A 24,309-nucleotide genomic window follows, 5' to 3' on the forward strand; every position below is an offset into this window, starting at 1 on the left:
CTTGGTCTTCCCTACGCCAGCAGTTCAAGGGCAGCGCGCGACAGTGCCTGGACGCCGAGGCCGATACAGGCCTCGTCCGGCTGATAGAAAGCATTGTGCAGCCGGTCGGCGCGGCCTGGGGCGCCGGAGCCGATGCGAAGCTGGAAGGCCGGCACCCGGTCGGCGAAAGCCGAGAAATCCTCGGCCCCCATCGACGGGTCGCCCTCCTTCGGCGCGACCCCCAGTTGGTCCGCGACGGCGCGGAGCGAGGGTTCCAGAACGCGGTCGTCGTTGCGCAGCGGCGGCACCTTGCGGACGTAGTCCATGGTGCAGCGCACGCGCATCGCGGTTTCCAGCCCCGCCGCCAGGCGCCGCAGCGCGGCCTCGGCCAGGTCGCGCGCGGCGGGATGCAAGGTGCGGACGGTGCCCTTCAGCGCGACGCGTTCGGGGATGATGTTGTAGGTCGTCCCACCCGCAATCATGCCGATGGTGACGACGGCGGGATGCAGCGCCTTCACTTCTCGGCTGACCACCGTTTGCGCCTGCGCGATGTAATGCGCCGCGGCAACGATGGGATCGACCGCGTCGTAGGGATGCGCCGCATGGCCCGACTTGCCCTGGATGATCAGGTCGAAACGGTCCGAAGCCGCCAGGCAGGCCCCGCGCACGAAGCCGAATTCGCCGACGGGCATGTCCGGGTGGTTGTGGAAGCCCAGCGCCATGTCCACGCCATCCGCGGCACCATCGGCGATCATCGCTTCGGCGCCGTCCAGCACTTCCTCGGCCGGTTGGAACACCAGGACGATGCGGCCAGCGATCCGCGGCGCCAGGTCGCGCAGCACGGCGGCCACGCCAAGCAAGGTCGATGTGTGAATGTCATGCCCGCAGGCATGCATCTTCCCCGCATGGATGGAGGCAAAATCCTGGCCGGTTTCCTCATGGATCGGCAGCGCGTCCATGTCGGCGCGAATGGCGAGGGTCGGGCCGGGGCGCCCGCCCTCGATGGTGCCGAGCACGCCGGTGCGCCCGACGCCGGTGCGGTGCGGAATACCCAGGCGGGCCAGTTCGGCGGCGACGATTCCAGCGGTGCGCGTTTCCTCGAAGGCGAGTTCCGGATGGGCGTGGATGTCGCGACGGATGGCGATCAGCGCAGGTTCGATCCGCGCCGTCGCCTCCGCGATCGCGCGCCCAGGATCGTTGATTCCGGAGATGACCATTGGCGTCTGTGCCTTGTTCGAGGAAACGATGTTGCGCTGCAGGATAGGTGAACATGTATTCATGACAAGCGGCGTGGCTTGTTTGCGCAGCGTTCGCATGCAAAACGGCGCTTCGCGTTCAGGTGATCGACAAGATTTCCGAACCCGAGCTGAAACACCCGGGGAGGGGATATGTCCATCGAACTGCCACGGCGGCAGATTATGGCTGGTGCGATCACGGCGGGCCTCGCCCCGCTGGGCCTTGCACGGCCCGCGCTCGCGCAGGCCGCCGCATGGCCAGCCCCCGGACTGCGGCTCGTGGTGCCCTTTGCCCCTGGCGGCACGACGGACTTGGTCGCGCGACTTGTCGCCGCCGGGCTGCAGGAACGCCTTGGCGTGCCGGTCGTGGTCGAAAACCGGGCCGGCGCCGGCGCCACCACGGGCAGCCGCCTGGTGGCGCAATCTCCCCCGGACGGCCTGACCCTGGTGATGAGCAACATCGCCAGCCACGCGATCAGCCCGCATCTCTACGGCCGCAACACCGGCTACGACCCGGTGCGGGATTTCACCCACATCGCCCTGATCACGCAGAACCCTTCGGTCTTCGTCGCCAATGCGCGCTTCGAACCCACCGGGCTGCAGGCCATGATCGCCGAGGCAAAGCGCCGCCCGAACGGGCTGGACATGGCGACCTCGGGCTCCGGCTCGTCGAACCATCTGTTGCTGGTGCAGTTCGCCGGCGCCACGGGCATCACGCTGAACCACATCCCCTATCGCGGCGCGGGACCGGCGATGACGGATGTGATCGCCGGCACCGTGCCGCTGATGAGCGACAGCCTGCCCTCCTCCGCCAACCACATCCGGCAGGGATCGGTGCGGGCACTCGGCGTTTCGGGTGAGGCCAGGCACCCGGCCTTTCCGGACGTGCCGACGTTCCGCGAACAGGGTGTCGATCTGGTTTCCGTATCGTGGTTCGGCCTGTCCGGCCCAGCGGGCACGCCGCCCGCGGTGGTCGAACGCCTGAACCGTGAGGTTCGTGCCGTCCTGGCGACGCCCGAATCACGCGCCCGCTACGCCGAATTCGGTGGCGATGCGGGCGATCTGGACGCCGCCGGTTACACGGCGATGGTGCGCGATGAGTTCACCCGCTGGGGGCCGGTGGTACGCGCCTCCGGCGCTTCCGTGGACTGAGAGCAATGTTGAGCAATTTCAGCGCCGCCGCAGCTTCACGGACGGTTGATCCGCGCAAGCTTTTGGCGCAACGCTGCAATGTGTTGTTCGGTTGGCTGCCCCCCAGTGGGGTTAATGAGGGCGATCTATGAAAATCAATATGAAAGACCTGCTGTCGGGGGCCATTTTCATTGGCCTGGCGATCATCGGGTTGTGGCTGAACCTGGATCACAACCTGGGGACGGCGCGACGCATGGGCCCGGGCTACATGCCCATGCTCACTTTCTACATTCTGCTTGGCATCGGCTTCATCGTGCTGGGCCTGTCGTTGTTCAGCGGCCCCGACGGGCTGGAACGCTGGGCAATCCGCGAGCTGGTGCTGGTCTTCGCATCGATGATCGTGTTCGGCCTGTTGCTGGAAAAGGGTGGGCTGTTCCTGTCGATCGCCGCCACCGTCGCGGTCTCCGCGCTGGCTGATAGAACACACAAGCCGCTCGGCGTGGTCGGGTTGATCGGGGCGCTGATTGCCCTGTGCTGGTGGGTCTTCATCAAGGAACTCGATATCCGCGTGCCGATCTGGCCGCAGTTCTGAGCATCCAGTTCTAGAAACAGAGGAAAATCTTTCATGGAACTGCTGCTTTCGAATCTGGGGCACGGCTTTGCCGTCGCACTCACCTTCGACAACCTTCTCTTCGCGCTGCTGGGCGCCCTGATCGGTACGGCGATTGGCGTGTTGCCGGGCATTGGCCCGGTTGCCACCATCTCGCTGCTGCTGCCGATCACCTTCGGCCAGCCGGCGACCACCGCCATCATCATGCTCGCCGGCATCTACTACGGCGCGCAGTACGGTGGATCGACGACGGCCATCCTGCTGAACCTGCCGGGTGAGGTCAGTTCGGTCGTCACCACGCTCGAAGGCTACAAGATGGCCCGCAACGGCCGCGCCGGCGCGGCGCTGGCGATCGCGGCCATCGGGTCATTCTTCGCGGGCACCATGGCGACGATCCTGGTCGCGGCCTCGGGGCCGCTGCTGACCTCGGTGGCGCTGTCCTTCGGCCCGGCGGATTACTTCTCGCTGATGTTCCTCGGCCTCGTTATCTCCGCCGTTCTGGCCCAGGGCTCGGTGATCAAGTCGGTCGGCATGGTGGTGCTCGGCGTCGGCCTCGGCCTGGTTGGCACGGACGTGCAGACCGGCCAGCAGCGCTTCACCTTCGGCGTGCCGGAACTGTCCGACGGCATCGGCTTCGTGCCGGTCGCCATGGGCATCTTCGGCATCGCCGAGATCATCCTCAACCTGGAAAAGCCGGAATCGCGGTCGGTTCTGACCAGCAAGGTCGGCAGCCTGTTCCTGACCAAGAAGGAATGGTTGCGGGCAACGCCGTCCGTCATCCGCGGCACGGTTGTCGGTTCGTTGCTGGGCATCCTGCCGGGTGGTGGCGCTGCGCTGGCCTCCTTCGCCTCCTACATGATGGAGCGGAAGATGAGCCGCTATCGTCATGAATTCGGCTCGGGCGCCATCGAAGGCGTCGCTGGTCCGGAAGCGGCCAACAACGCTGCCTCGCAGACCTCGTTCATCCCGCTGCTCACCCTCGGCATCCCGGCCAACGCCGTGATGGCGCTGATGGTCGGCGCGCTGATCATCCAGGGCATCCAGCCCGGCCCCCGCATGGTGGAAGCACAGCCTGACCTGTTCTGGGGCCTCATCGCCTCCATGTGGGTCGGCAACCTGATGCTGCTGGTCATCAACCTGCCGATGATCGGCATGTGGGTGAAGCTGCTGCAGGTGCCCTACCGCTTCCTGTATCCGTCGATCCTGATCTTCTGCCTGATCGGCGTGTACTCGCTGAACAACAACACCTTCGACGTCTACCTGACCGTTGTGTTCGGCCTGTGCGGCTACCTCTTCAGCAAGCTGAAGATGGAAGGCGCGCCGTTGCTGATCGGCTTCGTGCTTGGGCCGATGATGGAAGAACACCTGCGTCGCGCCATGCTGCTGTCGCGCGGCGACCCGACCGTCTTCTTCGAACGGCCGATCAGCGCGACCATGTTGGGTATCGCCGCCATCGCCCTTGCCGCGATGCTGCTGCCCAACATCCGGAAGGGCAAGGACAAGGCCCTTTCCGAGTAAGGTTGCCGCCCACCCACAAGAAAGCCGTCCCGGACCATCGTCCGGGGCGGCTTTTCTTTTTGGCCCCAATCCCTATGGTCCGCCGAATTGGCGAGAGGATGTGCGTATGGCGGATTGGGTCGGCAACATCGTGCCGGTGGTCTTGTGCGGCGGCACCGGATCCAGGCTGTGGCCATTGTCTCGGGAAACCTATCCGAAGCAGTTCTGGCCGCTGACCTCGGCGCAGACGATGCTGCAGGAAACCGCCGGCCGCGCCCGTGGGGAAGGCTTTTCTGCCCCCCTGATCGTGTGCAACCAGGCCCATCGCTTCCTGGTGGCCGAACAGTTGCGCGACGCCGGGTTCGAAGGCGCCCGCATCGTGCTCGAGCCGGTCGCCCGCAACTCGGCCCCCGCCATCGCCGCGGCAGCCCTGATCGCGCATGAGGCGGACCCCACGGCCCTGTTGTGGCTGATGGCGGCCGATGCCGCCATCGCGGACACCCCGGCCCTGCATGCCGCCCTGGCCCGCGCCGCCGTGGCCGCCCGCGCCGGGCGAATCGTGACCTTCGGCATGACCCCGACCGCCCCCGAAACCGGCTTTGGCTACATCGAGGCCGGTGAGGAACTGGCCGATTCCCCCGGCGTGCGTGGCATCACGCGATTCGTCGAGAAGCCCGATGCGGCGACCGCCGCCCGCTTCGTCGCCGACGGGCTGCACCTGTGGAACAGCGGCATGTTCGTCGCGTCGGCCGAGACCTTGCTCGCGGAACTCAGCCGCCTGGCGCCCGCCGTGCTGGAAACCGTGCGCGCCGCCGTGGCCGGTTCGACCCGCGATCTTGATTTCGTGCGGTTGGACGAAGCGGCCTTCGCCGCGACCGAAAACGTGTCGATCGACTACGCCGTGATGGAAAAGACCAAGCTGGCCGCCGTGGTTCCGGCCAGCCTCGGCTGGTCCGACGTCGGCTCCTGGGCCGCGCTGTGGGACATCGCGCCGAAGGATGCCAATGGCAACGCGACCGTCGGGCCGACCGAGATCGTCGACAGCAAGCGTTGCTATATCCGTAGCGAGGGCATCCTGGCCGGCATCGTCGGGTTGGAAGACGTCGTCCTGATCGTCACCGACGATGCGGTTCTGGCCGCCCACCGCGACCGCGCCCAGGATGTGAAGAAGATCGTGGAGCGGCTGAAGGCGCGCGGCGTGCCGCAAGCGACCGAGCACCGCCGCATGTATCGCCCCTGGGGCCATTACGAAGGCCTCATCAAGGGCGACCGCTTCCAGGTGAAGAAGATCGGCGTCCGCCCGGGCGGCAAGCTGTCGCTCCAGAAGCATTTCCACCGTGCGGAACACTGGGTCGTGGTGAACGGCACCGCCATCGTGGAACGCGATGCCGAACGCATCCTGCTGCGCGAGAACGAGAGCGTTTATTTGCCGCTCGGCTCGGTCCACCGGCTGGAGAATCCGGGGATGATCCCGCTGACCCTGATCGAGGTGCAGTCCGGCGCCTACCTCGGCGAAGACGACATCGTGCGCTTCGAAGACACCTACGGGCGGGCCTGATGGACCTGGGGCTGGCGGGCAAGGTCGCGCTGGTTACCGGCGCCTCCGCCGGCCTCGGCCGCGCCATCGCGACCGAATTGGCGGCCGAGGGCTGCCGCCTGGCGCTGCTCGCGCGCCGCCGGCCGTTGCTGGAGGAACTGGCGGCCACCCTGCCCGCTTCGGCCGAACCCTTCCTGGTGCTCGAGGACATCACCCAGAACGGCGCCGCCGGCCGCATCCATGACGCGGTGATCGGGCATTTCGGCCGGCTGGACATCCTGGTGAACAATGCCGGCGGGTCGCGGCCGCAGCCGGACCTCGGCACCGACGCGATCTGGGGCGAGGCGATGCTGCTGAACTTCGAATCGGGCCGGCGCATCGCGCATGCCTTCGTGCCGGGGATGCAGGCCCAGAAATTCGGCCGGATCGTGAACGTCACCGGCCAGGATGAACCGCTCGGCATCAACGCCGCCAATGCGCCGAACGGGGCGGTGCATATCTGGGCCAAGGCGCTGTCGCGCGTCGTGGGCAAGGATGGGGTGACGGTGAACTCGATCCCACCCGGCCGCATCCGCAGCGAACAGATCGATGGCCGCATCCTGCCGACCGAGGAAGCCCGCCAGGACTGGGCGCGCCGGGAAGTGCCGGTCGGCTACATCGGCGACGCCCGGGACCTGGCCGTGCTGGTGACGTTCCTGGCAAGCCCGCTGGCGCGCTACATCACGGGCCAGGTGATCCATGTGGATGGCGGGACGCGGCGCTTTAGCCACTGAGGCTCGCGGATACAATTCCGCCCTGGTTTCGCCATTCTCGGCGCGCGATATGTGGCCATAGCCGATCGAAGGAGCGGCGCCCCATGTTCGCTTTCCGAAGCCTTGCCCTTGCCGTTCCAGCCCTGGCGGGTTGCCTGATCCTGGGCGCCCCGGCGGCCGAGGCGAATGGCTACTACCGCAACGGCCGCCCCTATTACGGCGGCGGCTATGGCCGGCCCTATTACGGTGGCGGGGGTGCCGCGATCGTCGGCGGCATCTTGGGGCTGGGCGCCGGCGTGGCGATCGGGTCCGCGATTGCCCCGCGCTATTACGCGCCGCCGCCCGTGGTCTACGCGCCCCCGCCCGTCTATTACGCCCCACCGCCGGTCTATTACGCACCGCCGCCGGTGTATTATGCGCCGCCCCCGGTCTACTACGCGCCGCCGCCGCAGGTGGTTTACCCAGCGCCCCCCGGCTATGGCGGCCCGCCGCCCGGGGCCGTCGCGCCAGGGTCGCCCTACACCCGCTGGTAACAGCGGGGCGTCATCGGATCAGGCCGAGTTCGCGATAAATGGCCGCCGCTGCCGGGTGCAGCGGCGCGGTCAATCCGTCGCCGACCATGCCCCGCAGGCGCAGCCGCGCAAGGGCCGGGGATTGCGCGGCGATGTCTTCCAGATTGGCCACCACCGCCCGCACGATGACCGAGACCACCCGCGGATCGGCACGGTCCGTCGTGACGAAATCGGATGACACGCCGAAGGTTTCGATATCGCCGGGCGTGCCATAGGTCGCGGCCGGCAGGCTGACGGGGCGATAGTAGGGATGCCGACGCAGCAACGCCGCCACCGCGGGTCCGGTCACCGGCACCAGGTGCGTCTCGCAGGCTGACAACTGGGACCGCAGTGCCGCGGCTGGCTGGAAGCCGACCATGACGCTCGCATCCATCGCCCGGGCGCAGAGCGCCGCGCCGATGTCGCGGCTATCCATGCCGCGCACCTGGTCCGGCCCTTGCCAGCCCAGGACCGCCGCCAAGGCGTCCCAGGTCCCGCGCGTTCCGGATCCGGTGCTGCCGGTGTTGACCCGGCGTGCGCGCAGATCCTCGATCCGTTCGATCCCAGCCCCCGGGGCGGCGATCACGACAAAGGCTTCGTCGTACAGCGCGAACAGCGACCGCAGCCCACGGAACGGCGGTTCGGCGCCGCCGCCCTGTATCGCCGCGAACTGCGTGTCGGCCTGGACCAGCGCGAAATCCAACTCGCCCTCGCGCAGCATGCGCAGGTTGTAGACGGAGCCTGGCGTGGGCTCGGCCGAGCATCGCATCCCGCCAGCCGCCGCTTCCCGATCGATCGCCTGGCACAGGGCCCGGCCGACCGGATAGTAGGTGCCACCGAACGGGCCGGTGCCGACCGTGACCACGGTCGCGCGGGCGCCGGATGGCTGCGCCAGGGCCGGCAGCGCGGCCAAGACCCCAAGAAGAATCGCGACAAGCCGGATCATCCACCGTCATCCCAGCGCATCACGGTTTCATAGGCCTGCACGAAGGGCGCCGCCGAGGCCGCCACATCGCTGCGCAGCGGCCGGTCCTGCACATAGATGATGAACACCATCAGCCCGAGGAAGAAGGTGATCAGCCCGCTGATGAACAGATGGAAGGTGAATCGGACATCCAGCAGCAGGATGAAGATGATGGTGATCGCCGCCCCGATCCCCACGGTGTACCAGAGCACGCCGGGGATCGACGGATCGACCCCGCCGATGCGCTGCTGCCGCAGGTTCACCATGTCGTTGAAGCCCTGCAGCACACTCCCATGGGCGATCTGCTGCGTGGCGGTCGGCGGCTCGAAACTCAGCAAGGTCGCGCGGATCGCCTGCAGGCGGTTGTCGCCCCCCAGCGGCACCCGGCCATCCTGGTAGGATGGCCATTCGCGGTTGATGACGTAGCGCGTGTAGTCCCGCAGCAGGTAGCGCAACTCACCGCGGATCGGCTCCGGATAGGCTTCGGCGGTGCGGTACATGGTGGCGAGCCCGGCGGCTTCCCGGCTGACGAACCCACTGATTTCCTTGGCATTGCTATAGGCCGCGACCGACAGAAGCCCAAGCAGCAGCCCATAGAAGAGTGAGAAACCAGCGCTGGCGTAGCTGACGATGTCATTGATGCCATGCTGCCGGCGCAGCCACAGCCGAAAGATCGGCCGGACGAAGATCACCCCGAACCAGGCCACCGCCACGAAGAACAGCGAAAAATACAGGGCCGCCGTCTCGCTCGGCAGATGGTCGAGCAGATCGAGCAGCCAATCAGGCATGATCCAACCTCGCCTCCCCCGCCCCATCCACCGGGTCGTTCCGCCCCACTATTGCGACGGTCGCCACGGCGCGGTCAATCTGCAACGCCGGGCCACCGGCGACGCAGGGAGGAGGCAGCACATGGCCGAGTTCACGATGATGGAGCAGGAAGGCGTCCGCTTCATCCACGTGCGGCTGGAGGCGGACACGGTCCGGATCGAGGCCGGCGCCCTGTCCACCTGGCGCGGCCGGATCACCATGAACGCCAGCATCCCCACGGTCGGGACGATGGTGAAGTCCTCCCTGTCCGACGAGAGGTCCGTCCGCCCCACCCTGACCGGGACTGGGGAGGTGGTGCTGGAATCCTCGGTCGGGGGATTCCACATCTTCGAAATGCAGGGCGAGGAATGGATCCTGGAACCCGGCGCCTACTGGGCCTCGGATGATGAAATCAGGGTGGGTGCCTATCGTGAGCGGATGCTCAACGTGCTCTTCGCCGGCGACGGGTTGATCGACTACTGCACCCGTGTCTCCGGCCAGGGACGCGTGGTCCTGACGGCGCGCGGCCCCGCCGAGGAGATTGTGCTGGCCGAGGGCGAGACCTTCGCCGCCGAGGCCAAGGGCGTGGTGATCGCGCGCAGCGCCGGCATCACCTATCGCGTGCGCCGGCCGATGCGTTCCATCCTGCGGTCCTGGATTTCCGGCGAGAAATCGCTGCGGATTTTTACCGGGCCGGGACGGATCATCGTGGCGCCCACGCCATACTGGCGCGCCTACCTGCTGGAGAAACTCGGCGCGCGGGCGGAGCGGGCGCATGTGGAACGCCCGCCGGCACCGCAGGATTCCAGCAGGGCCGCTTAGCCCGTGATCTTCGCCAGCGAGGCGAAGGGCCCGCTCGCGCGCTGCGACGATGCTTCCTTGATCAGGTAATCCGCCGTCTTCTGGATATCGGCCTGCATCGCCCCCTGCGCCCGAGGGCCATCATGCAGCCGCAGGGCCTCCAGCATCTCCAGATGCGTCGAGGTATCCCAGAGGTTGTTCGGCGCGTTGAACGAGAAATACATCGTCGGGCCGCAGCGCAGCCACAGCGATTCGATCAGCGGCATCAGGATGTCGGAGTTCGCGGCATTGTAGATGGCGAAGTGAAAGGCCTGGTTGGCCACCAGCACCTGCGCCATGTCCTGGCGGCGATGCGCTGCCAGCAGGCGGTCGTTGATCGCGGATAATTCGGTCAGCAAGGCTTCGCTCGCATCCTCGCTGACGATGCGCGCGGCCATGCCTTCGATGTGGCAACGCACTTCGAACAATTCGCGCAGGCCCTTCACCCCTAGGCGCGGCACGCCGACCGATCGGTTGGGCAATTCCTCCAGCGCCCGCGCCGCCACCAGGCGGCTGAGGCATTCGCGCACCGGCATGGGGCTGGTGCCGAGGCTCGCCGCCAGTTTGCGCAGGCTGAGCACCTGCCCCGGCACGAACAGCCCGGACATCAGCCCGTATTGCAGGCTGGCCAGGACCTTTTCCTGCACGGTGACGCGCCCATCGGTCTTCGCCGTGGTGGAGAAGCCGTTGTCCCGGGACGAGGTCTCGTTGGTGGCGGCGGGCATGCGGTGCGGGTTCCGTCTCTGGGCTCGGGGTGTCTGTCACGTCGCCATCGCAACGCGATACCATCGCGGAGCGCGGCGTCACAATCAGCCCCGGTCGCCGGCCGGGGCGCTTGCGCCACTTGACGCATCCAAAGTGTGATGACACTTTGTGATCATATCAAGCCCCCCTCCCCGACGCCATGAACGAGACCCCCTGCCGATGGCGTCAGCCAGCCTTGTCACCGTCGCGGATTATGCCAGGGCGGCACAGCGCCGCCTGCCGCGCATGCTGAGCGATTTCGTCGCCGGCGGCGCGATGGGGGAGACGACCCTGCGCCGCAACAGCGACGGCTTCGGGACCTGGTGGCTGCGCCAGAGGGCCTTCCGCTCCTCCCCCGACGTGCAGGCGGGGCGCGAGGTCTTCGGCACGCGCCTGCGCATCCCCGTGATCATCGCGCCCACCGGGGCCTCCGGCCTGCTCTGGCCCGCTGGAGAGGCGGAGGTGGCACGCGCGGCGGCGGAATTCGGCACTGTCATGTCGGTCAGCGCAGGCTCCATCCAGTCGATGGAGGAGATCGCGGCGGCGGCGCCGGGGCCGCGCTGGCTGCAACTCTTCCTCTACAAGGATCGCGGCCTCACGCTTGAATTCCTGCAGCGCGCCAAGGCCGCGGGCTACGGCGCCATCTGCGTGACCACCGATTGCCCCGTGCATGGCATGCGGGAACGCGATGTCCGCAACGGCTTCACCATCAATCCGCGGCTGACCCTTTCCACGATGCTGGATGCGGCGCTGCATGCCGGCTGGTGGCTGCGCATGATGGGCCGTCCGCCGATGTCGATGCGCAATTTCGAGGGGCGTGCCACGGGCGGTATCTCCGACATGGCCGCCTATATCGCCAGCGTGCTGGACCCCGCGGTGACCTGGGACGACCTTTCCTGGCTGCGGTCGCAATGGGATGGCCCGCTGATCGTGAAGGGCCTGGTGCATCCCGATGATGCGCGGGAGGCCGTGCAGCGTGGCGCCGATGCGATCCAGGTGTCGAACCATGGCGGCCGGCAGCTCGATACCGGCCTGGCCAGCATCGACGCCCTGCCAGCCATCGTGGAGGCACTGGGCGGGTCCGTGCCGGTCTTCCTTGACGGTGGTGTCACGCGCGGCACGGATGTGTTGAAGGCGGTGGCCCTCGGCGCGACCGCCGTGCTGATCGGGCGCGCGCATCTCTATGGCCTGGCCGTTGCTGGCCGACGCGGCGTGCGCGCAATCCTGGACATCCTTGAACAGGAAATGCGCAACGCCATGACCATCGGCGGCTGGCGCGACCTGGCGGCGCTGGACCGGGACGCGGTGATGCGCCTGCCGAACGCGGAATGACAGGAGACTGGACATGACGATGATGAATCTGGGTCGTCGCGGCGCGATCGGTTCGATGTTGACCTTCGCCGCCATCGCCCACGCGCAGCCCGCGATGGAGGAGGAACTGGTTTTTGCTGGCAATCCCGGCGTGACCCAGGGGTTGATCGAACGCGAGATCTTCCCGGATTTCGCGCGCCGCCATGGCGTGCGGCGGCTGACCTATGTGCCGAGCCCGGTCGCGGAAAATCTGGCGCGGCTACGCACCCAGCGCGGCCGCCCGTCGATCGACGTGATCTGGCTGGCCGGTGCCTCGACCTACCAGGCGGCGGCCGAGGGGCTGCTGGCGCAGATCGATCGCGCCCAGGTGCCGAATGTGGCGACGCTGCCGGAGGGCCGCTTTGGTGAGGGCCTGTACCTGCCGCTCGGCCTGACCGTCGTCGGCCTGCTCTACAACCAGCGCATCCTGGCGGAGCGCCGCATCACACCGCCCACGTCATGGTTCGACATGTGGAACCCGGTGTTTCGTGGCCATACCGGCTTCCTGACCATCAACAGCACCAGCACCATCGCGATGCTCGCGCTGTTGTCGAAGGAATTGTCCGGCGACCCCATGAACTTCGATGCGGCCCTGGCGCGGCTGCGGCAGTTGAAGCCGAACGTGTATGACTTCTTCTCATCCAGCGGCCCGATGGACACGCTGGTGCAGCAGGGCGAGTTGTGGATGTGGTCGCATATCAGCGCCCGCGCCATGCAGTACCACAACGCCGGCTTTCCGGCCCGCTTCGTGACCCCGAAGGAAGGCGCCGTCGGCTACGAAGCCCAGGTCGGCATCGTCAAGGACGCCCCCCATCCGCGCGTCGCACATGCCTGGGTGAACTACCTGCTGTCGCCCGATGTGCAGCAGAAGATCGCGCTGCAACTGGGCTATTCGCCGATCAATCCGAACACGGTGATCCCCGAGCAGTTCCGCGAATTCCTGCCGCGGGCCGAGGATGTCTTTGTGCCTGACTGGCAGCGGCTCAGCGCCATGCTGCCGCAGATCGTCCAACGCTGGAACCGCGAGGTTGAACGCTGACATGGCTGGTGGCGTTTCGCTCGATATGATTGGTGTCACTGTGTCCTACGGCGGTGGTGCCGTGCTGCGCGACATGTCGCTTGCGGTGAAGCCCGGTGAGTTCTTCGGCCTGATCGGGCCGTCAGGTTGCGGGAAGTCCACGACGTTGGGCGTCATCGCCGGCTTCCTGGATGCCGATGGTGGAACCGTGCGGCTGGCTGGGCAGGATGTGACCCGCCTGGCGCCGCAGAAACGCGGCGTCGGCGTGGTGTTCCAGAACTACGCGCTGTTCCCGCACATGACCGTCGCGCAGAATGTCGGCTACGGGCTTACGGTGAAGCGCAAGCCGGCCGATTACGACACGCGCGTCGCCGATCTTCTGGCGCTGGTGCGCCTGGGCGACAAGGCCGCGCGATATCCCCGCGAACTGTCCGGCGGTGAACAGCAACGCGTGGCCATCGCACGTGCCCTGGCAGTGGAGCCGCAACTGCTGTTGCTGGACGAACCGCTATCGAACCTGGATGCGCGGCTGCGCGTGGAGATGCAGGTCGAACTGAAACGCATCCAGCGCGCGGCCCAGGTCACCACCATCTTCGTGACGCATGACCAGGAGGAAGCGCTGGGCATCTGCGATCGCGTCGGCATCATGAACCTGGGTGTGCTCGAACAGGTTGGATCACCCCGCGCGATCTACCGCACGCCCGCCACGCATTTCGTCGCCCGCTTCGTCGGCCGCGCCACGCGCCTGGTTGGCATTGGCGAGGCCGGTAGCCTGCGTATCGGCGAAACGCTCCTGCCCATGCTGCACGCACCAGCGCCGGGCAGGCCCTTCACCCTGTACCTGCGCCCCGAGGAGGTCGCCGTCGCCACCACCCCAGGCAGCGGCGTCACCCTGCCCGGCCAGGTCGGCACGGTGCTGGAGGTCGGGCCAGGCCTGCACTACAGCATCGACACGGCGGTCGGGCCGATCGAGGCCAGCGTGTCCTCCCAAGTCGCGGAACGCCTCGAATCTGGCACACCCGTCTTCGTCTCTTGGTCGGAAACCGCCGGCACGCTGTTGGCGGAGGCGCCCCATGGCTGAATGGGCGCCGCGGCGGATGAAGCCCGCCGAGATAATCCTGCGCTTCGCCATCCTGCTGCCGATGCTGGTGGTGCTGGCTTTCTTCTTCCTGCTGCCGCTCGGCATCACCACGGCGAACAGCCTGACGGGGCCGCAAGGCTTCCCGACCTTGGCGCAATACGCCGATGTGCTGACCGATGAATTCTATCTGGAAGTCCTCGGCCGCACGGTGATGATCGGTGTGCTGACGACGCTCTGCACCTTGCTGCTCGGGTATCCCGCGGCGCTGTTCCTGTATTTTTCCGACAGTCGGTGGCGGCGGGTCTTCCTGTTCATCATCATCTCGCCGCTGTTCATCAGCGTGATCGTCCGCACCTATGGTTGGATCGTGCTGCTCAGTCCCGGCGGGATCATCGCCAATGCCTTGCCGGAGGGCTTCCGTATCCGACTGCTGAAGACACAGGGCGCCATCGTCACCGGGCTGGTGCATATCTACGTGCCGTACATGGTGCTGTCGATCAACGCGGCCATGGCCAAGATCGATCCGCGCTTTCTGCGCGCGGCGGCGACCTTGGGTTCACCTAGCGGCCAGATCTTCCGCCGCATCATCTTGCCCCTGAGCACGCCGGGCATCGTATCCGGCTGCGCCATCGTCTTTTCACTGTCGATGACGGCCTACAGCACGCCGGTGTTGCTGGGTGGTGCCGGCAACAAGACGATGCCTTTCCTGATCTATCAGCAGAACCTGGTGTTGGGCGACTGGCAGTCCGGTAGCGCGCTGGCGCTGGTGCTCTTGGCGGTGACCGCTGGATGTCTGCTGCTGCTGTCGCTGTTGACGCGGCGCGTGGTCGCGCGGGTGGGGGGCTGACCATGCGACGCAGCAAGCCCTGGCGCATGGCGGGTGCCGCCTTTGCCATCGTCTTTTCCATCTTCATGCTGGCGCCGATGGTCGTGGTGCTGGGGGCGTCCTTCACCGCGGAAGGCTACATCCAGTTCCCGCCGGCAAGCCTCGGCCTGCGCTGGTACAGGGAAGCATTTGCGAATGAGTCCTTCGTCAATGCGCTGTATCTCAGCCTGCGCATCGCGACGGCGACCGCCGTTCTGTCCGGGCTGCTCGGCGTCGCCGCGGCGATTGCGCTGACCGATGTCAGGATGCCCGGACGCCAGGCGCTGGTCGGCTTGGCGACGCTACCGCTGGCCCTGCCGCATATCGTGCTGGCGATCGCGTTGCTGCAACTGTTCGGGATGATCCGCGTAGCGACGGCGCCCTATGCGCTTCTTGCCGGCCATGTGCTGACCACCCTGCCCTATGTCTTGCGGCTGACGATGAACAGCCTTGCGGGGCTCGATCCCAAGCTGGAACTCGCCAGCCAGTCGCTTGGTGCGTCGCGCATCCAGACCTTGCGTCGCATTGTGGTGCCGCTGGGCGCGCGGGGGATCCTCGCGGGAATCCTGTTCTCCTTCCTGCTGTCGTTCGACGAGGTCACGATCGCCTTGTTCACGGCGACGCCGGGCCAGATGACCCTGCCAGCCGAAATCTTCAGCTATGCCTCGCAGGGGGCCGATCCCGTCATCGCGGCGGCCAGCGGCATCATGATCATGATCAGCGCCGTCCTGGTCCTGGTGATCGAACGCTGCTTCGGCGTGCTGCGATTGATCATCGGTGACAGCCGCAAGGCGTCCTGACTTCTACCCCGGAGAATTTTCATGGCGTGCCTCGCTTCAGTCGAGACGATTCTGGTGCAATTGCCGACACGGCGCATCCACAAGTGGACCGGCTTGACCGAGCCGATCGGCCGTTACCTGCTCGTCAAGCTGACTGACACCGATGGCCGCAGCGGCTGGGGCGAAGCGCCGGCATTGAAGGATTGGGGTGGCGAGTTCGGCCGCTACTACGGCGAGAGCACCGCGATCGTCGAGATGGTCATCGCGCGCTACCTGGCGCCGGCGATCAAGGGCATCGAACTCGGCAACGCCGCCGTGCTGCACCAGCGCATGGATGCGGCGGTGAAGGGCTATCCCTATGCCAAGGCGGCGATCGACTTCGCCTTCTATGACCTGACCGGTCGCGCCTTTGGCCTGTCGGTCAGCACCCTGCTGGGCGGCCGGCTGCGTGATGCTGTGCCCGTCACGCATTCCATCGGCCTGCTGCCGATCGAGGAAGCGGCGACCGAAGCCGCGCAAGTCGCCGCCGAAGGCATCAAGACGATCAAGATCAAGATCGGCATCGACGCCAAGCGCGACGTCGCCATCGTGCGCGCGGTGCGTGAGGCCGCTGGCCCCGCCATGAACCTCTGCGTCGATGCCAACGAGGGCTACGCCACCCCCGGTGAGGCCATACGCGCCATCCGCGCGATGCAGGCATACGACATTATCTACGCCGAGCAACCTGTCATGGGCATCGAACGCATTGCCGAGGTCGCGCGCGCCGTCGACGTGCCGGTGATGGCCGATGAATCCGCCTGGAATGCGCATGACGCCATCCAGATCGCGGAACGCCAGGCGGCGCAGATCATCTCGATCTACACCACAAAGCCAGGCGGGTTGTATCGTGCAATGGAGGTCAGTGCGGTCTGCCGTGCCGCTGGGATCGTCTGCAACGTGAATGGCTCGGTGGAGCTTGGCGTCGGCAATCTCGCCAATGTGCATCTGGCCGCCTCGGCGCCGGCGGTGACGCTCTCCAACGTGATTCCGGTGTCGACACCCGCCGAATTCCAGACCGGGCAGATCGGCGGCATCTACTACCGCGACGACCTGATCGTGGAGCCGATGCGGCTGGTCGATGGCGCCGTGCAGGTTCCCACGGGCCCGGGCATGGGCATCGACATCGACCTTGCCAAGGTCGAGCGCTACCGCGTCACGGACCAGGGATAAGCATCATGCGCAAGGACATCCTGCAGCGCCAGGCCGTCGCGATGGCCGGGCTGGGACTCGACGCCATCATCGCCTGCTCGCCAGAGAATTTTGGTTATGCCGCCGGCTTCATCGCGCCGTCCCAGCCGCTGATCCGGCATCGGCATGCGATGGTCATCGCGAAGGCGGATACCAGCGCCGCGCTGTTCGGCGTGGACATGGAGGAATCGACCATCCGCCGTCAGGCCCCGGACACGGACCTCGCGGTGTGGCGGGAATTCCACGACGATCCCATGGCGGTGCTGGCGTCGCAGTTGACCGGACTTGGCCTGGCCAAGGGGCGGCTTGGTATCGAGATGGACTATTTGCCCGCGGGTGATTTCGCACGGCTTCAGGCGCTGCTGCCGCAGGCCCAGTTCGTTGCTGCCGAACAGACCCTCTCTCGCCTGCGGCAGATCAAGACGCCGGAGGAGATCGCGCTGTTGCGGCGCCTCGCCCGCATGGCGGACCAGGCCATCGCCGATAGCCTGGCCGCCGTCCGTGCCGGTGATACGGAACTCGACATCGCAGCGGTGCTGACGCGCCGCATCTACGAATTGGGCGCCGAAAACTTCAAGCTGATGATCATCGCCACCGGCGAACGCAGCCAGTTGCCGAACGTCGGCCCGACCGACCGCAAGCTGCAACGTGGCGATGTCTGCCGGGTCGAGATCTTTGCCGTGATCAATGGCTACCAGGCCGGCGTCTGCCGCACCGCCTATGTGCAGGAAGCCCCGCCGATGGCGGAGGCGATCTGGCAGCTTCTGGTGGACTGCAAATATCGTATCCTCGACCAGGTGAAGCCGGGCGCGAGTTGCCGCGCGATCTACGACGATTTCCTCACGCGGCTGAAGACCATGGACCTGCCGCCGATCTCCTTCGTCGGCCACGGCATCGGCCTGCATCTGCACGAGGACCCGTACATCGGGGAGACACCTTTGCTTGGTCGCCCGGGCGTGGATGCGCTGCTTGAGGCGAACATGGTGATGGGCTTCGAACCGCTATCCTACCGCACCGGCCATGGTTTCGGGATGCAGAACAAGGACCTGCTTCTCGTCACGGAGACCGGCGCCGAACTCCTGTCGGATCACACCAATACCGACTGCCTTATCCGCATCAACTGACCGGAGCCTTCGTCATGTGTGACATCCTCATCATCGGCTCTGGCTATTTTGCCGAGGTTATGATCGCCGACCTAGCCGCCACCGCGCGCATGCCGCTGCGGGTGGTCTTGGGCGGACGCAATGCGGCGCGGCTCGACTGGCTATCGACTGCGGGCAATTCGCGCGCGGCAAATTTTGGCACCGCGGTCAGTTTCACGCCGCAGATCCTCGATAGCACTTCGGCCGAAACGCTCGCGCCGGCGATGGCGACGCTGAAGCCTGGCATCGTTGTCCTATCGGCCTCGATCCAATCGCCGTGGAAGGTGGACAATCTCGATTCGGATTGGGCCTTGCTGGTCAATCGCGCGGGCTTCGGCGTGACCATCGCCTTCCATGCGCTGCTGGCCTCCCGCGCCGCGCGGGCCGTGCGGATGGCTGTGCCGGACGCGAGTTTCGTCAACACCTGCTATCCCGATGGGGTGAACCCCTTGCTGCATGCGGCGGGGCTGCCCATCACCTGCGGCGTCGGCAATATCTCGATCTTCTCCACCGTCGTGGCCGGCCGGTTGCCGTTGGAAGACCGCGCCCGCCTGCGCGTGCTCGCGCATCACCAGCATCTGGTCGAGTGGCGCAAGCCGGGCGCGCAGCGTGGCGGCACGCCGGTGCGCGCCTGGATGGGCGATGCGCCGATCCCCGACGTCGATGCCCTGACGCGCGACATCCAACTGCCCTACCGCGACCTCAACCTGATCTCAGGCGCCGGCGCGGTGCCGGTGCTGCGCGCCCTGGCTGGCGAGGGTGCTGCCCTGTGCCACGTCCCCGGCCCGGCCGGATTGCCTGGCGGCTACCCCGTCTGGGTGGACAAGGGCCGCGTCACGCTCGACCTGCCGAAGGGCGTGGCCCGCGACGAAGCCATCGCCTGGAACCGCACGTTCGAGGACGCGGACGGCGTCGGCATCAGCGATGGCCGCGTGACCTACGCCCCCCGTGCGCGCGAGGCATTGGCCGCGATCAGCCCCGAACTGGCCGATGGCTTTGCTGTCGGCGATGTCGAACAGGCCGCTGCGGCGCTTGGCACCCTGCGCCAGACCCTGGGCGGCTGAGCATGCGGCTGCTTGTCATCGGTGCTGGCGCCGGCGGCGCGGCCGTCGTGGTGGAATTGCATCTCGCTGGCCATGACGTCACCCTCTACGGCCGCTCCGCCGAAACGGTCGCGCCCTTCGCCACGCTGGGTATCGGGCACGCGGGCGTCCTCGGCACCGGCACCCTGCGCCCTGCCCTGGTCACCAACGACCTCGCCATCGCCATGCGCGATGCCGAGGCCGCCATCGTCGCCCTGCCCACCTTCGCCCATGCCGGCGTGGCGCGGCAGATGGCGGGGTTGGGTTGGGGCGCTACGCGGCCGGTCATCCTCAACCCCGGTCATACCGGTGGCGCGCTGGAATTCCGCACCGCCTGGGGCGCGGGCGCGCCGCCGATCGTCGAGTTCTCGACCCTCGCCTATGTCGCGCGCAAATACGCGCCGCATGAGGTGACGGTGACCTCGCGCGCCAGGCGCCTGCGCGCCGCCGCGCTACCGGGCGGCGCGGACGCGCTGGCACTGGCCTGTGCGCTGTTTCCGGGCGTGTTCGATACCGGCGATGTGCTGGCCAGCGACCTCGCCAACGTCAACATGGTCCTGCATCCGCCAGGCGCGATCATGGCCGCGGCCTGGGTCGAGGCACGGGGCGGCGATTTCACCTTCTACGTCGATGGCATGACGCCAGGCGTCGCGCGCGTCATGGGCGCGCTGGATGCGGAACGCCGCGCCGTCGCGCGCGCCTTCGGCCATGACCTGCCCAATCTGATCGCGGAGATGAAGCAGCTCGGCACCGTCGCCGCCGATGCGCCGGAAGACGATCTGGTCGCGGCCATCGCCGGTGGCGAGGCGAACCGCCGCATCAAGGCGCCGGACACACTGCAACATCGCTATTATCGCGAGGATTTTGGTCATGGGCTGACGCCCTTCCTCGCCTTTGCCGCCATCGCCGGCGTTGCGACGCCCATGGCGGCCGCGCTCAACGCCCTGGCGGCGACGCTGACCGGCGGCATCGCAACGCCCCGCGACGCCCAGGCCATGGGCATCGCGGGGCTGGATCGCGACGGGCTGCTACGCCTGGTGCGCTGACGCCCAGGGCGAGACGACCGGCGGCAGGCCCAGGTTCTCGCGCATGGTGCGGCCTTCGTAGGCGGTGCGGAACAAGCCGCGCCGCTGCATCTCCGGCACGATATCGGCGACGAATTCGCGAATGCCCGCTGGCGACTTGTGCGGCAGCACGTTGAAACCATCGGCCGCGCCGTTGAAGAACCAGGTCTCCATCACGTCGACGATATGTGCCGGCGTGCCGACCACGACGTGATGCGCATTGCCGATCGCCGTGGACTGGTACATCTGCCGGATGGTCCAGTTGTTGCGCCGTGCCATCGCCAATTGCATCGCGCCGCGGCTGATCACCGGCCTGTCCGTGCGCAATTCCGGCACCGGCCCGTCGAGGTCGTGGATGCTGAGGTCCCCAAAATAGCGGCTGAGATTGGCCATCCCGGTGATCGGATCCAATTCCTCCTGCATCCGGCGATAGCGCGCCTGGGCTTCCTCCATCGTGGCGCCGATGATCGGCAGGATGCCCGGCATGATTTTTACATGGTCGGGGTCGCGGCCGATCGAGGCGACTCTTGCCTTCACCTTGGCATAGAAGGCCTGCGCGTCTTCCAACGTGTTCTGCGCCGCATAGACGACATCGGCGATGGCGGCCGCCAGGCCCATGCCGTCATCCGATGCGCCCGCCTGGATGATCAAGGGGCGGCCCTGCGGCGAGCGTGGCGTTGTCAGCGGGCCATGCACCTTGAAATATTCGCCGCGGTGCTTGATCGGGTGCATTTTCGCGGGGTCGAAGAACACGCCGGTCTTCTTGTCGCGGGGGAAGGCGTCCTCTTCCCAGCTTTCCCATAGACCGAAGGCGATTTCCACCGCTTCGCGGGCGCGCTCATAACGAGCTGTCTTCTCCAGGATCTTGTCGTCGCCGAAGTTGCGCGCCTCGTCGTCGCGTGAGGAGGTGACAACATTCCACCCAGCGCGACCGCCGCTGAGATGATCGATGGACGCGAATTGCCGCGCCAATTGATAGGGGTGGTGAAAGGTGGTGGAGGCGGTCGCCACCAGCCCGATATGCTTCGTCACCATCGACAGCGCGGCGAGCAGCGTCAGCGGTTCGAATTCCCCGCCCTCCGCCACATGGCCAAACGCGCCCTTCGGCACATCGGCCAGGTCGATCGCCGTCTGGTCGGCCAGGAAGATCATGTCGAACAACCCGCGTTCGGCCGTCTGCGCCATGTCCACATAGTAGGGCACGCTGATCGGCCCATCCGCGGGCACGTCCGGGTCCATCCAGGCGCTACCGTGGTAACCCAGGCCGCGCATGGAGAAGCCCAGCTTCATCTTCTTGTCTTGGTTCATGATGGTGTTTCCGGCTCAGCGTTCGACTTCACGGTTCCAGCGCGCGACGATGGTCGGCAAGGCCGCGCTCAGCCGGCGCCAATCCGGGATCCAGACCTGGTCGTAGCGGGGCAAATAGGGACGCAGCGCCTCGGGCACGACAACGCCGGGATGCATCGGCGTGATGCCGATCCTGGTCGCAAAGATCTCCTGCACTTCAAGCGACAGAAGATGGTTTACCCAGGCATAGGCGACGCGCGGATGCGGTGCGCCCTCGACCACGCCAAGGCAGGCCTCGTAGCCTGGCAGGCCTTCCTTCGGAATGACGAAGCGCGCAGGGAAACCCGCGTTCATGTACTGGATGCCGCGGGAGCCGATATGCGACCACATCCACAACTCGCCCTGCTGCACCAGCGTGTCCATCGGACCGCTGGAAGGGAAGAAGTCGTAGACATTCGCCTTCAACCCGCGCAGCCGCGCCAGTGCCGCATCGAAATTCATGTAGTCGCCGGACAGTTGCTGCGACAGGAAGGCGAGTGTCGCGACCGTGCTGGTGCTGTTGATGGTCAGCAGCCCGGTGTGGCCTCGGAATTTCGTGTCCCACAGATCCCACCAGGAGGTCGGCGACGCGAAATTCCGCTGCTGGAAGATCGTGGTGTTGTACAGCAGCCCCACCGTGCTGAGTGCATAGGGCAGCATCTGTGCATCGGCGCGACGCGCTTCGGGAATGGCGATGGCGTTGGGAAGGCGCTGAAGATCGAGTGGCGCGACCAGGTTCTCCCCCATCGCCTGGAACATGGTGGCACCGGCGAAGGCGATGACGTCGATGGTCGGGCGTCCCCGCTGGGTGCGCAGCCGCGCGACATTCTCCGATGCCGGGCTCGGCACGTAGGTGAGCTTCTTCACGCCGTAGCGGCGGGCGAATTCGGGGAAGATTTCGCGCTCGATCAGTTGGTGGGTGATGCCGGGGTCGCCGGCGAAGACCAATTCCTCCTCCATCTGCGCCGATTGCGCGAAGACATGGGGGGACGCGAGGGCAGCTGCCCCGACGCCAAGGCGCAACATGTCGCGCCGGCCTGGAGGGAGGGATGACTGACATTGGGGCATGGCCTGTTCCTTCGGCGCGGCATTGGGTGTGGGCAAGGCCCGCAACGTCCGGGGACGTACGCACGAGGCTAGTGTGATCACATGTTGTGATCAAGATACTTTGATGCGGATTCCGGCACGCCGAACGGGCACCGCCCAACGACGCGCGGCCCGCCCCGGTCGGCGCCGCTATCGTGGAACGACATTCCGGATACGCGGAGGTCAAGCCGCCCTCGCATCCGGCATAAGTTTTGCGTACGGTCACCAAGGATAGGGTTTCGGACGATTTTCAATCGTCCATCGAAATAATCTACCGTCATGAAAAGAGGCAAGCCGCACAGAATTACGCCATGTCTTTTTATTGATATATTCTATAAATTATCACAAATTACCACGTTTCTTTGGATACATATTTCCGTTCGACAATCATCACACATGCTGGCTGGACAGCGCCCCTCGGCGTGAATATGAAAATTTGCCCTCTGCGCACGTAAGATTTGATCAGGAGTCAACGGTGAGCGAGTCAAACGACATTCGCATCTCGGTGTCCGCAGCATCCATACGGACCCATGGATCCCAACTCGTGATGCGTGGCTGGTGCATGCCGCCGGCCACGGAACTACAGGTTCTGCTTCCATCCGGCCGTATCATCCTCGCCGACGTCGGCCTGATCCGCGATGACGTGGCAAAGCAGCTCGGGCGCCCGGACGACCGCCATTGCGGCTGGTTCCTGACAGCCACCGCGCCGGAAATTGCCGCCGATGGCAGCGCCGCGGACGTCAAGGCCGTCTTCGCTGACGGCTCCGAATATTCTGTCGCAACAGTCATCGAACAGTTCGACGACAATGCGCTTTCATCGTGCTCACTGCTGCGCATTGAGAAGGCCGCCGGCGCGCGTGACCAGGAAGCCGGTCGCACCTTCGAAGATCTTCTCAAGGTCATTCGCGACCAGCGAACGATTCCGCTAGCAGAAAAATCCATCGACCTGCGGGAATTCGAAAAATTCTGCAAGAAATCTGACTATGAAGGTCGGTATGCTTCCTATGTCTCGCAATTCAAAAAGAACCTTCGATCAAAGCAAATGGAGCACTTTCTGTCGCTTCAGAGTGTGAATGTGAATGGCACCGGCATTTATCTGAACGCCGCAGCGTCATCCTCGCCATTCTCCGATATTTCCGTGCGCGGCGGCAGTGCGAAGTCCTGCTATCAGCAGGATATGAATTATCAGCCCGGCCGAACGAAGAACCGTATCGGTTCGAACTCGCGCACGATCCCCCTGCCCCGGCAGTCGCTCGATGGCATTTTCTTGCACAATGCCTGGCAGCATTTCGAAGGCATGTCCGACTTCGCCACGCTGATCGAAGCAAGGCGGTTGCTGCGCCCCGGTGGGCAGATCTGCATCATTCCCATCATGCTCCGCAGCCGAATGGAAATCGTGACGTCACCATCCGCCTGGTACACCAAGTCGCGCCTGACGCCCGAAGAACCTGCCTTCGACCCGCGCTGCACGCTGGTCATCGACGAATCGGTGGTACAGCGCCAGATCAAATACTACGACCCGGAAAACCTGCTGCAAGAATTGGCATTGGTCGAAGGCATGTCCTTCGAGTTCATCTATTTCGAGAACTACAAGGAAGCGAAGTTCACCCCGCTCGCCCTTGTCGGCACGCGCCTGGGCTGA

The 24,309-nt window shown here is 66.0% G+C and carries 23 protein-coding genes; 17 read left to right on the top strand and 6 right to left on the bottom strand.

Going from position 1 to position 24,309, the window contains the following annotated elements:
• Nucleotides 1-11: 11 nt before the first annotated feature.
• Nucleotides 12-1,196 carry a M20 metallopeptidase family protein gene (locus ACQW02_RS15640; protein ID WP_431280840.1) on the bottom strand — a complete coding sequence of 395 codons (1,185 nt, stop codon included), beginning with the start codon at nt 1,194-1,196 and terminating at the stop codon, nt 12-14.
• Between the two features lie 171 nt (nt 1,197-1,367).
• On the opposite strand from ACQW02_RS15640, the gene ACQW02_RS15645 reads away from it, so the two are divergent.
• The 6 genes from ACQW02_RS15645 (at nt 1,368) to ACQW02_RS15670 (ending at nt 7,274) form a co-directional block, all read left to right on the top strand.
• A complete protein-coding gene (locus ACQW02_RS15645; protein WP_431280841.1) occupies nt 1,368-2,366 on the top strand; it encodes a Bug family tripartite tricarboxylate transporter substrate binding protein in 999 nt (332 codons plus the stop codon).
• 127 nt (nt 2,367-2,493) lie between these two features.
• A complete protein-coding gene (locus ACQW02_RS15650) occupies nt 2,494-2,937 on the top strand; it encodes a tripartite tricarboxylate transporter TctB family protein (RefSeq protein WP_431280842.1) in 444 nt (147 codons plus the stop codon).
• Nucleotides 2,938-2,970: 33 nt separating this feature from the next.
• Nucleotides 2,971-4,473, top strand: a complete 1,503-nt coding sequence (locus ACQW02_RS15655) for a tripartite tricarboxylate transporter permease (RefSeq protein ID WP_431280843.1) — start codon at nt 2,971-2,973, stop codon at nt 4,471-4,473.
• 106 nt (nt 4,474-4,579) lie between these two features.
• Nucleotides 4,580-6,010, top strand: coding sequence for a mannose-1-phosphate guanylyltransferase/mannose-6-phosphate isomerase (locus tag ACQW02_RS15660; protein WP_431280844.1), 1,431 nt, complete (start codon nt 4,580-4,582; stop codon nt 6,008-6,010).
• Entirely contained in the window at nt 6,010-6,762 is a 753-nt protein-coding gene (locus ACQW02_RS15665; RefSeq protein WP_431280845.1) for an SDR family oxidoreductase, read from the top strand. The genes ACQW02_RS15660 and ACQW02_RS15665 overlap by 1 nt, the downstream gene beginning before the upstream one ends.
• 83 nt (nt 6,763-6,845) lie before the next feature.
• Nucleotides 6,846-7,274: a hypothetical protein gene (locus ACQW02_RS15670; protein ID WP_431280846.1), complete on the top strand. Its 429-nt coding sequence runs from the start codon at nt 6,846-6,848 to the stop codon at nt 7,272-7,274.
• Nucleotides 7,275-7,284: 10 nt separating this feature from the next.
• Here ACQW02_RS15670 and ACQW02_RS15675 read toward each other — a convergent pair whose 3' ends face one another.
• Nucleotides 7,285-8,238, bottom strand: coding sequence for a TAXI family TRAP transporter solute-binding subunit (locus ACQW02_RS15675; RefSeq protein WP_431280847.1), 954 nt, complete (start codon nt 8,236-8,238; stop codon nt 7,285-7,287).
• Nucleotides 8,235-9,044: a hypothetical protein gene (locus ACQW02_RS15680; RefSeq protein ID WP_431280848.1), complete on the bottom strand. Its 810-nt coding sequence runs from the start codon at nt 9,042-9,044 to the stop codon at nt 8,235-8,237. The genes ACQW02_RS15675 and ACQW02_RS15680 overlap by 4 nt, the downstream gene beginning before the upstream one ends.
• 121 nt (nt 9,045-9,165) lie before the next feature.
• Between ACQW02_RS15680 and ACQW02_RS15685 the strand changes: the two genes are divergently transcribed.
• Entirely contained in the window at nt 9,166-9,885 is a 720-nt protein-coding gene (locus ACQW02_RS15685; protein WP_431280849.1) for an AIM24 family protein, read from the top strand.
• Here the strand turns inward: ACQW02_RS15685 and ACQW02_RS15690 are convergent.
• The gene (locus tag ACQW02_RS15690) at nt 9,882-10,628 is read right to left on the bottom strand and encodes a GntR family transcriptional regulator (protein WP_431280850.1); all 747 of its coding nucleotides are present in this window, start codon (nt 10,626-10,628) and stop codon (nt 9,882-9,884) included. The genes ACQW02_RS15685 and ACQW02_RS15690 overlap by 4 nt on opposite strands.
• Before the next feature lie 199 nt (nt 10,629-10,827).
• Here ACQW02_RS15690 and ACQW02_RS15695 point away from each other — a divergent pair, with 199 nt between their 5' ends.
• From ACQW02_RS15695 to ACQW02_RS15735, 9 genes are read left to right on the top strand one after another with little or no spacing between them, the layout of a single operon-like run.
• Nucleotides 10,828-11,979 carry an alpha-hydroxy acid oxidase gene (locus ACQW02_RS15695; protein ID WP_431280851.1) on the top strand — a complete coding sequence of 384 codons (1,152 nt, stop codon included), beginning with the start codon at nt 10,828-10,830 and terminating at the stop codon, nt 11,977-11,979.
• 13 nt (nt 11,980-11,992) lie between these two features.
• Nucleotides 11,993-13,036: an extracellular solute-binding protein gene (locus ACQW02_RS15700; RefSeq protein WP_431280852.1), complete on the top strand. Its 1,044-nt coding sequence runs from the start codon at nt 11,993-11,995 to the stop codon at nt 13,034-13,036.
• The gene (locus ACQW02_RS15705; RefSeq protein ID WP_431280853.1) at nt 13,026-14,096 is read left to right on the top strand and encodes an ABC transporter ATP-binding protein; all 1,071 of its coding nucleotides are present in this window, start codon (nt 13,026-13,028) and stop codon (nt 14,094-14,096) included. The genes ACQW02_RS15700 and ACQW02_RS15705 overlap by 11 nt, the downstream gene beginning before the upstream one ends.
• On the top strand, nt 14,089-14,943 hold the full coding sequence (locus ACQW02_RS15710; RefSeq protein WP_431280854.1) for an ABC transporter permease: 855 nt from the start codon (nt 14,089-14,091) through the stop codon (nt 14,941-14,943). Before ACQW02_RS15705 ends, ACQW02_RS15710 begins: the two co-directional genes overlap by 8 nt.
• Nucleotides 14,944-14,945: 2 nt before the next feature.
• Nucleotides 14,946-15,761 carry an ABC transporter permease gene (locus tag ACQW02_RS15715; protein ID WP_431280855.1) on the top strand — a complete coding sequence of 272 codons (816 nt, stop codon included), beginning with the start codon at nt 14,946-14,948 and terminating at the stop codon, nt 15,759-15,761.
• Between the two features lie 21 nt (nt 15,762-15,782).
• Entirely contained in the window at nt 15,783-16,949 is a 1,167-nt protein-coding gene (locus ACQW02_RS15720) for a mandelate racemase/muconate lactonizing enzyme family protein (protein ID WP_431280856.1), read from the top strand.
• 5 nt (nt 16,950-16,954) lie between these two features.
• Nucleotides 16,955-18,091, top strand: coding sequence for a M24 family metallopeptidase (locus ACQW02_RS15725; protein ID WP_431280857.1), 1,137 nt, complete (start codon nt 16,955-16,957; stop codon nt 18,089-18,091).
• A gap of 14 nt (nt 18,092-18,105) precedes the next feature.
• Nucleotides 18,106-19,173: a hypothetical protein gene (locus ACQW02_RS15730; RefSeq protein WP_431280858.1), complete on the top strand. Its 1,068-nt coding sequence runs from the start codon at nt 18,106-18,108 to the stop codon at nt 19,171-19,173.
• Nucleotides 19,174-19,175: 2 nt separating this feature from the next.
• Nucleotides 19,176-20,237, top strand: a complete 1,062-nt coding sequence (locus ACQW02_RS15735; protein ID WP_431280859.1) for an NAD/NADP octopine/nopaline dehydrogenase family protein — start codon at nt 19,176-19,178, stop codon at nt 20,235-20,237.
• Here ACQW02_RS15735 and ACQW02_RS15740 read toward each other — a convergent pair.
• Both ACQW02_RS15740 and ACQW02_RS15745 read right to left on the bottom strand, forming a co-directional pair.
• Nucleotides 20,220-21,563: an LLM class flavin-dependent oxidoreductase gene (locus ACQW02_RS15740; protein ID WP_431280860.1), complete on the bottom strand. Its 1,344-nt coding sequence runs from the start codon at nt 21,561-21,563 to the stop codon at nt 20,220-20,222. The genes ACQW02_RS15735 and ACQW02_RS15740 overlap by 18 nt on opposite strands.
• 15 nt (nt 21,564-21,578) lie before the next feature.
• Nucleotides 21,579-22,607 carry an extracellular solute-binding protein gene (locus ACQW02_RS15745; protein ID WP_431280861.1) on the bottom strand — a complete coding sequence of 343 codons (1,029 nt, stop codon included), beginning with the start codon at nt 22,605-22,607 and terminating at the stop codon, nt 21,579-21,581.
• A 535-nt stretch (nt 22,608-23,142) separates the two neighbouring features.
• Between ACQW02_RS15745 and ACQW02_RS15750 the strand changes: the two genes are divergently transcribed.
• Nucleotides 23,143-24,309: a methyltransferase domain-containing protein gene (locus ACQW02_RS15750; RefSeq protein ID WP_431280862.1), complete on the top strand. Its 1,167-nt coding sequence runs from the start codon at nt 23,143-23,145 to the stop codon at nt 24,307-24,309.

The sequence above is a fragment of the Humitalea sp. 24SJ18S-53 genome, from assembly GCF_050632385.1.
Lineage (GTDB): Bacteria > Pseudomonadota > Alphaproteobacteria > Acetobacterales > Acetobacteraceae > Humitalea.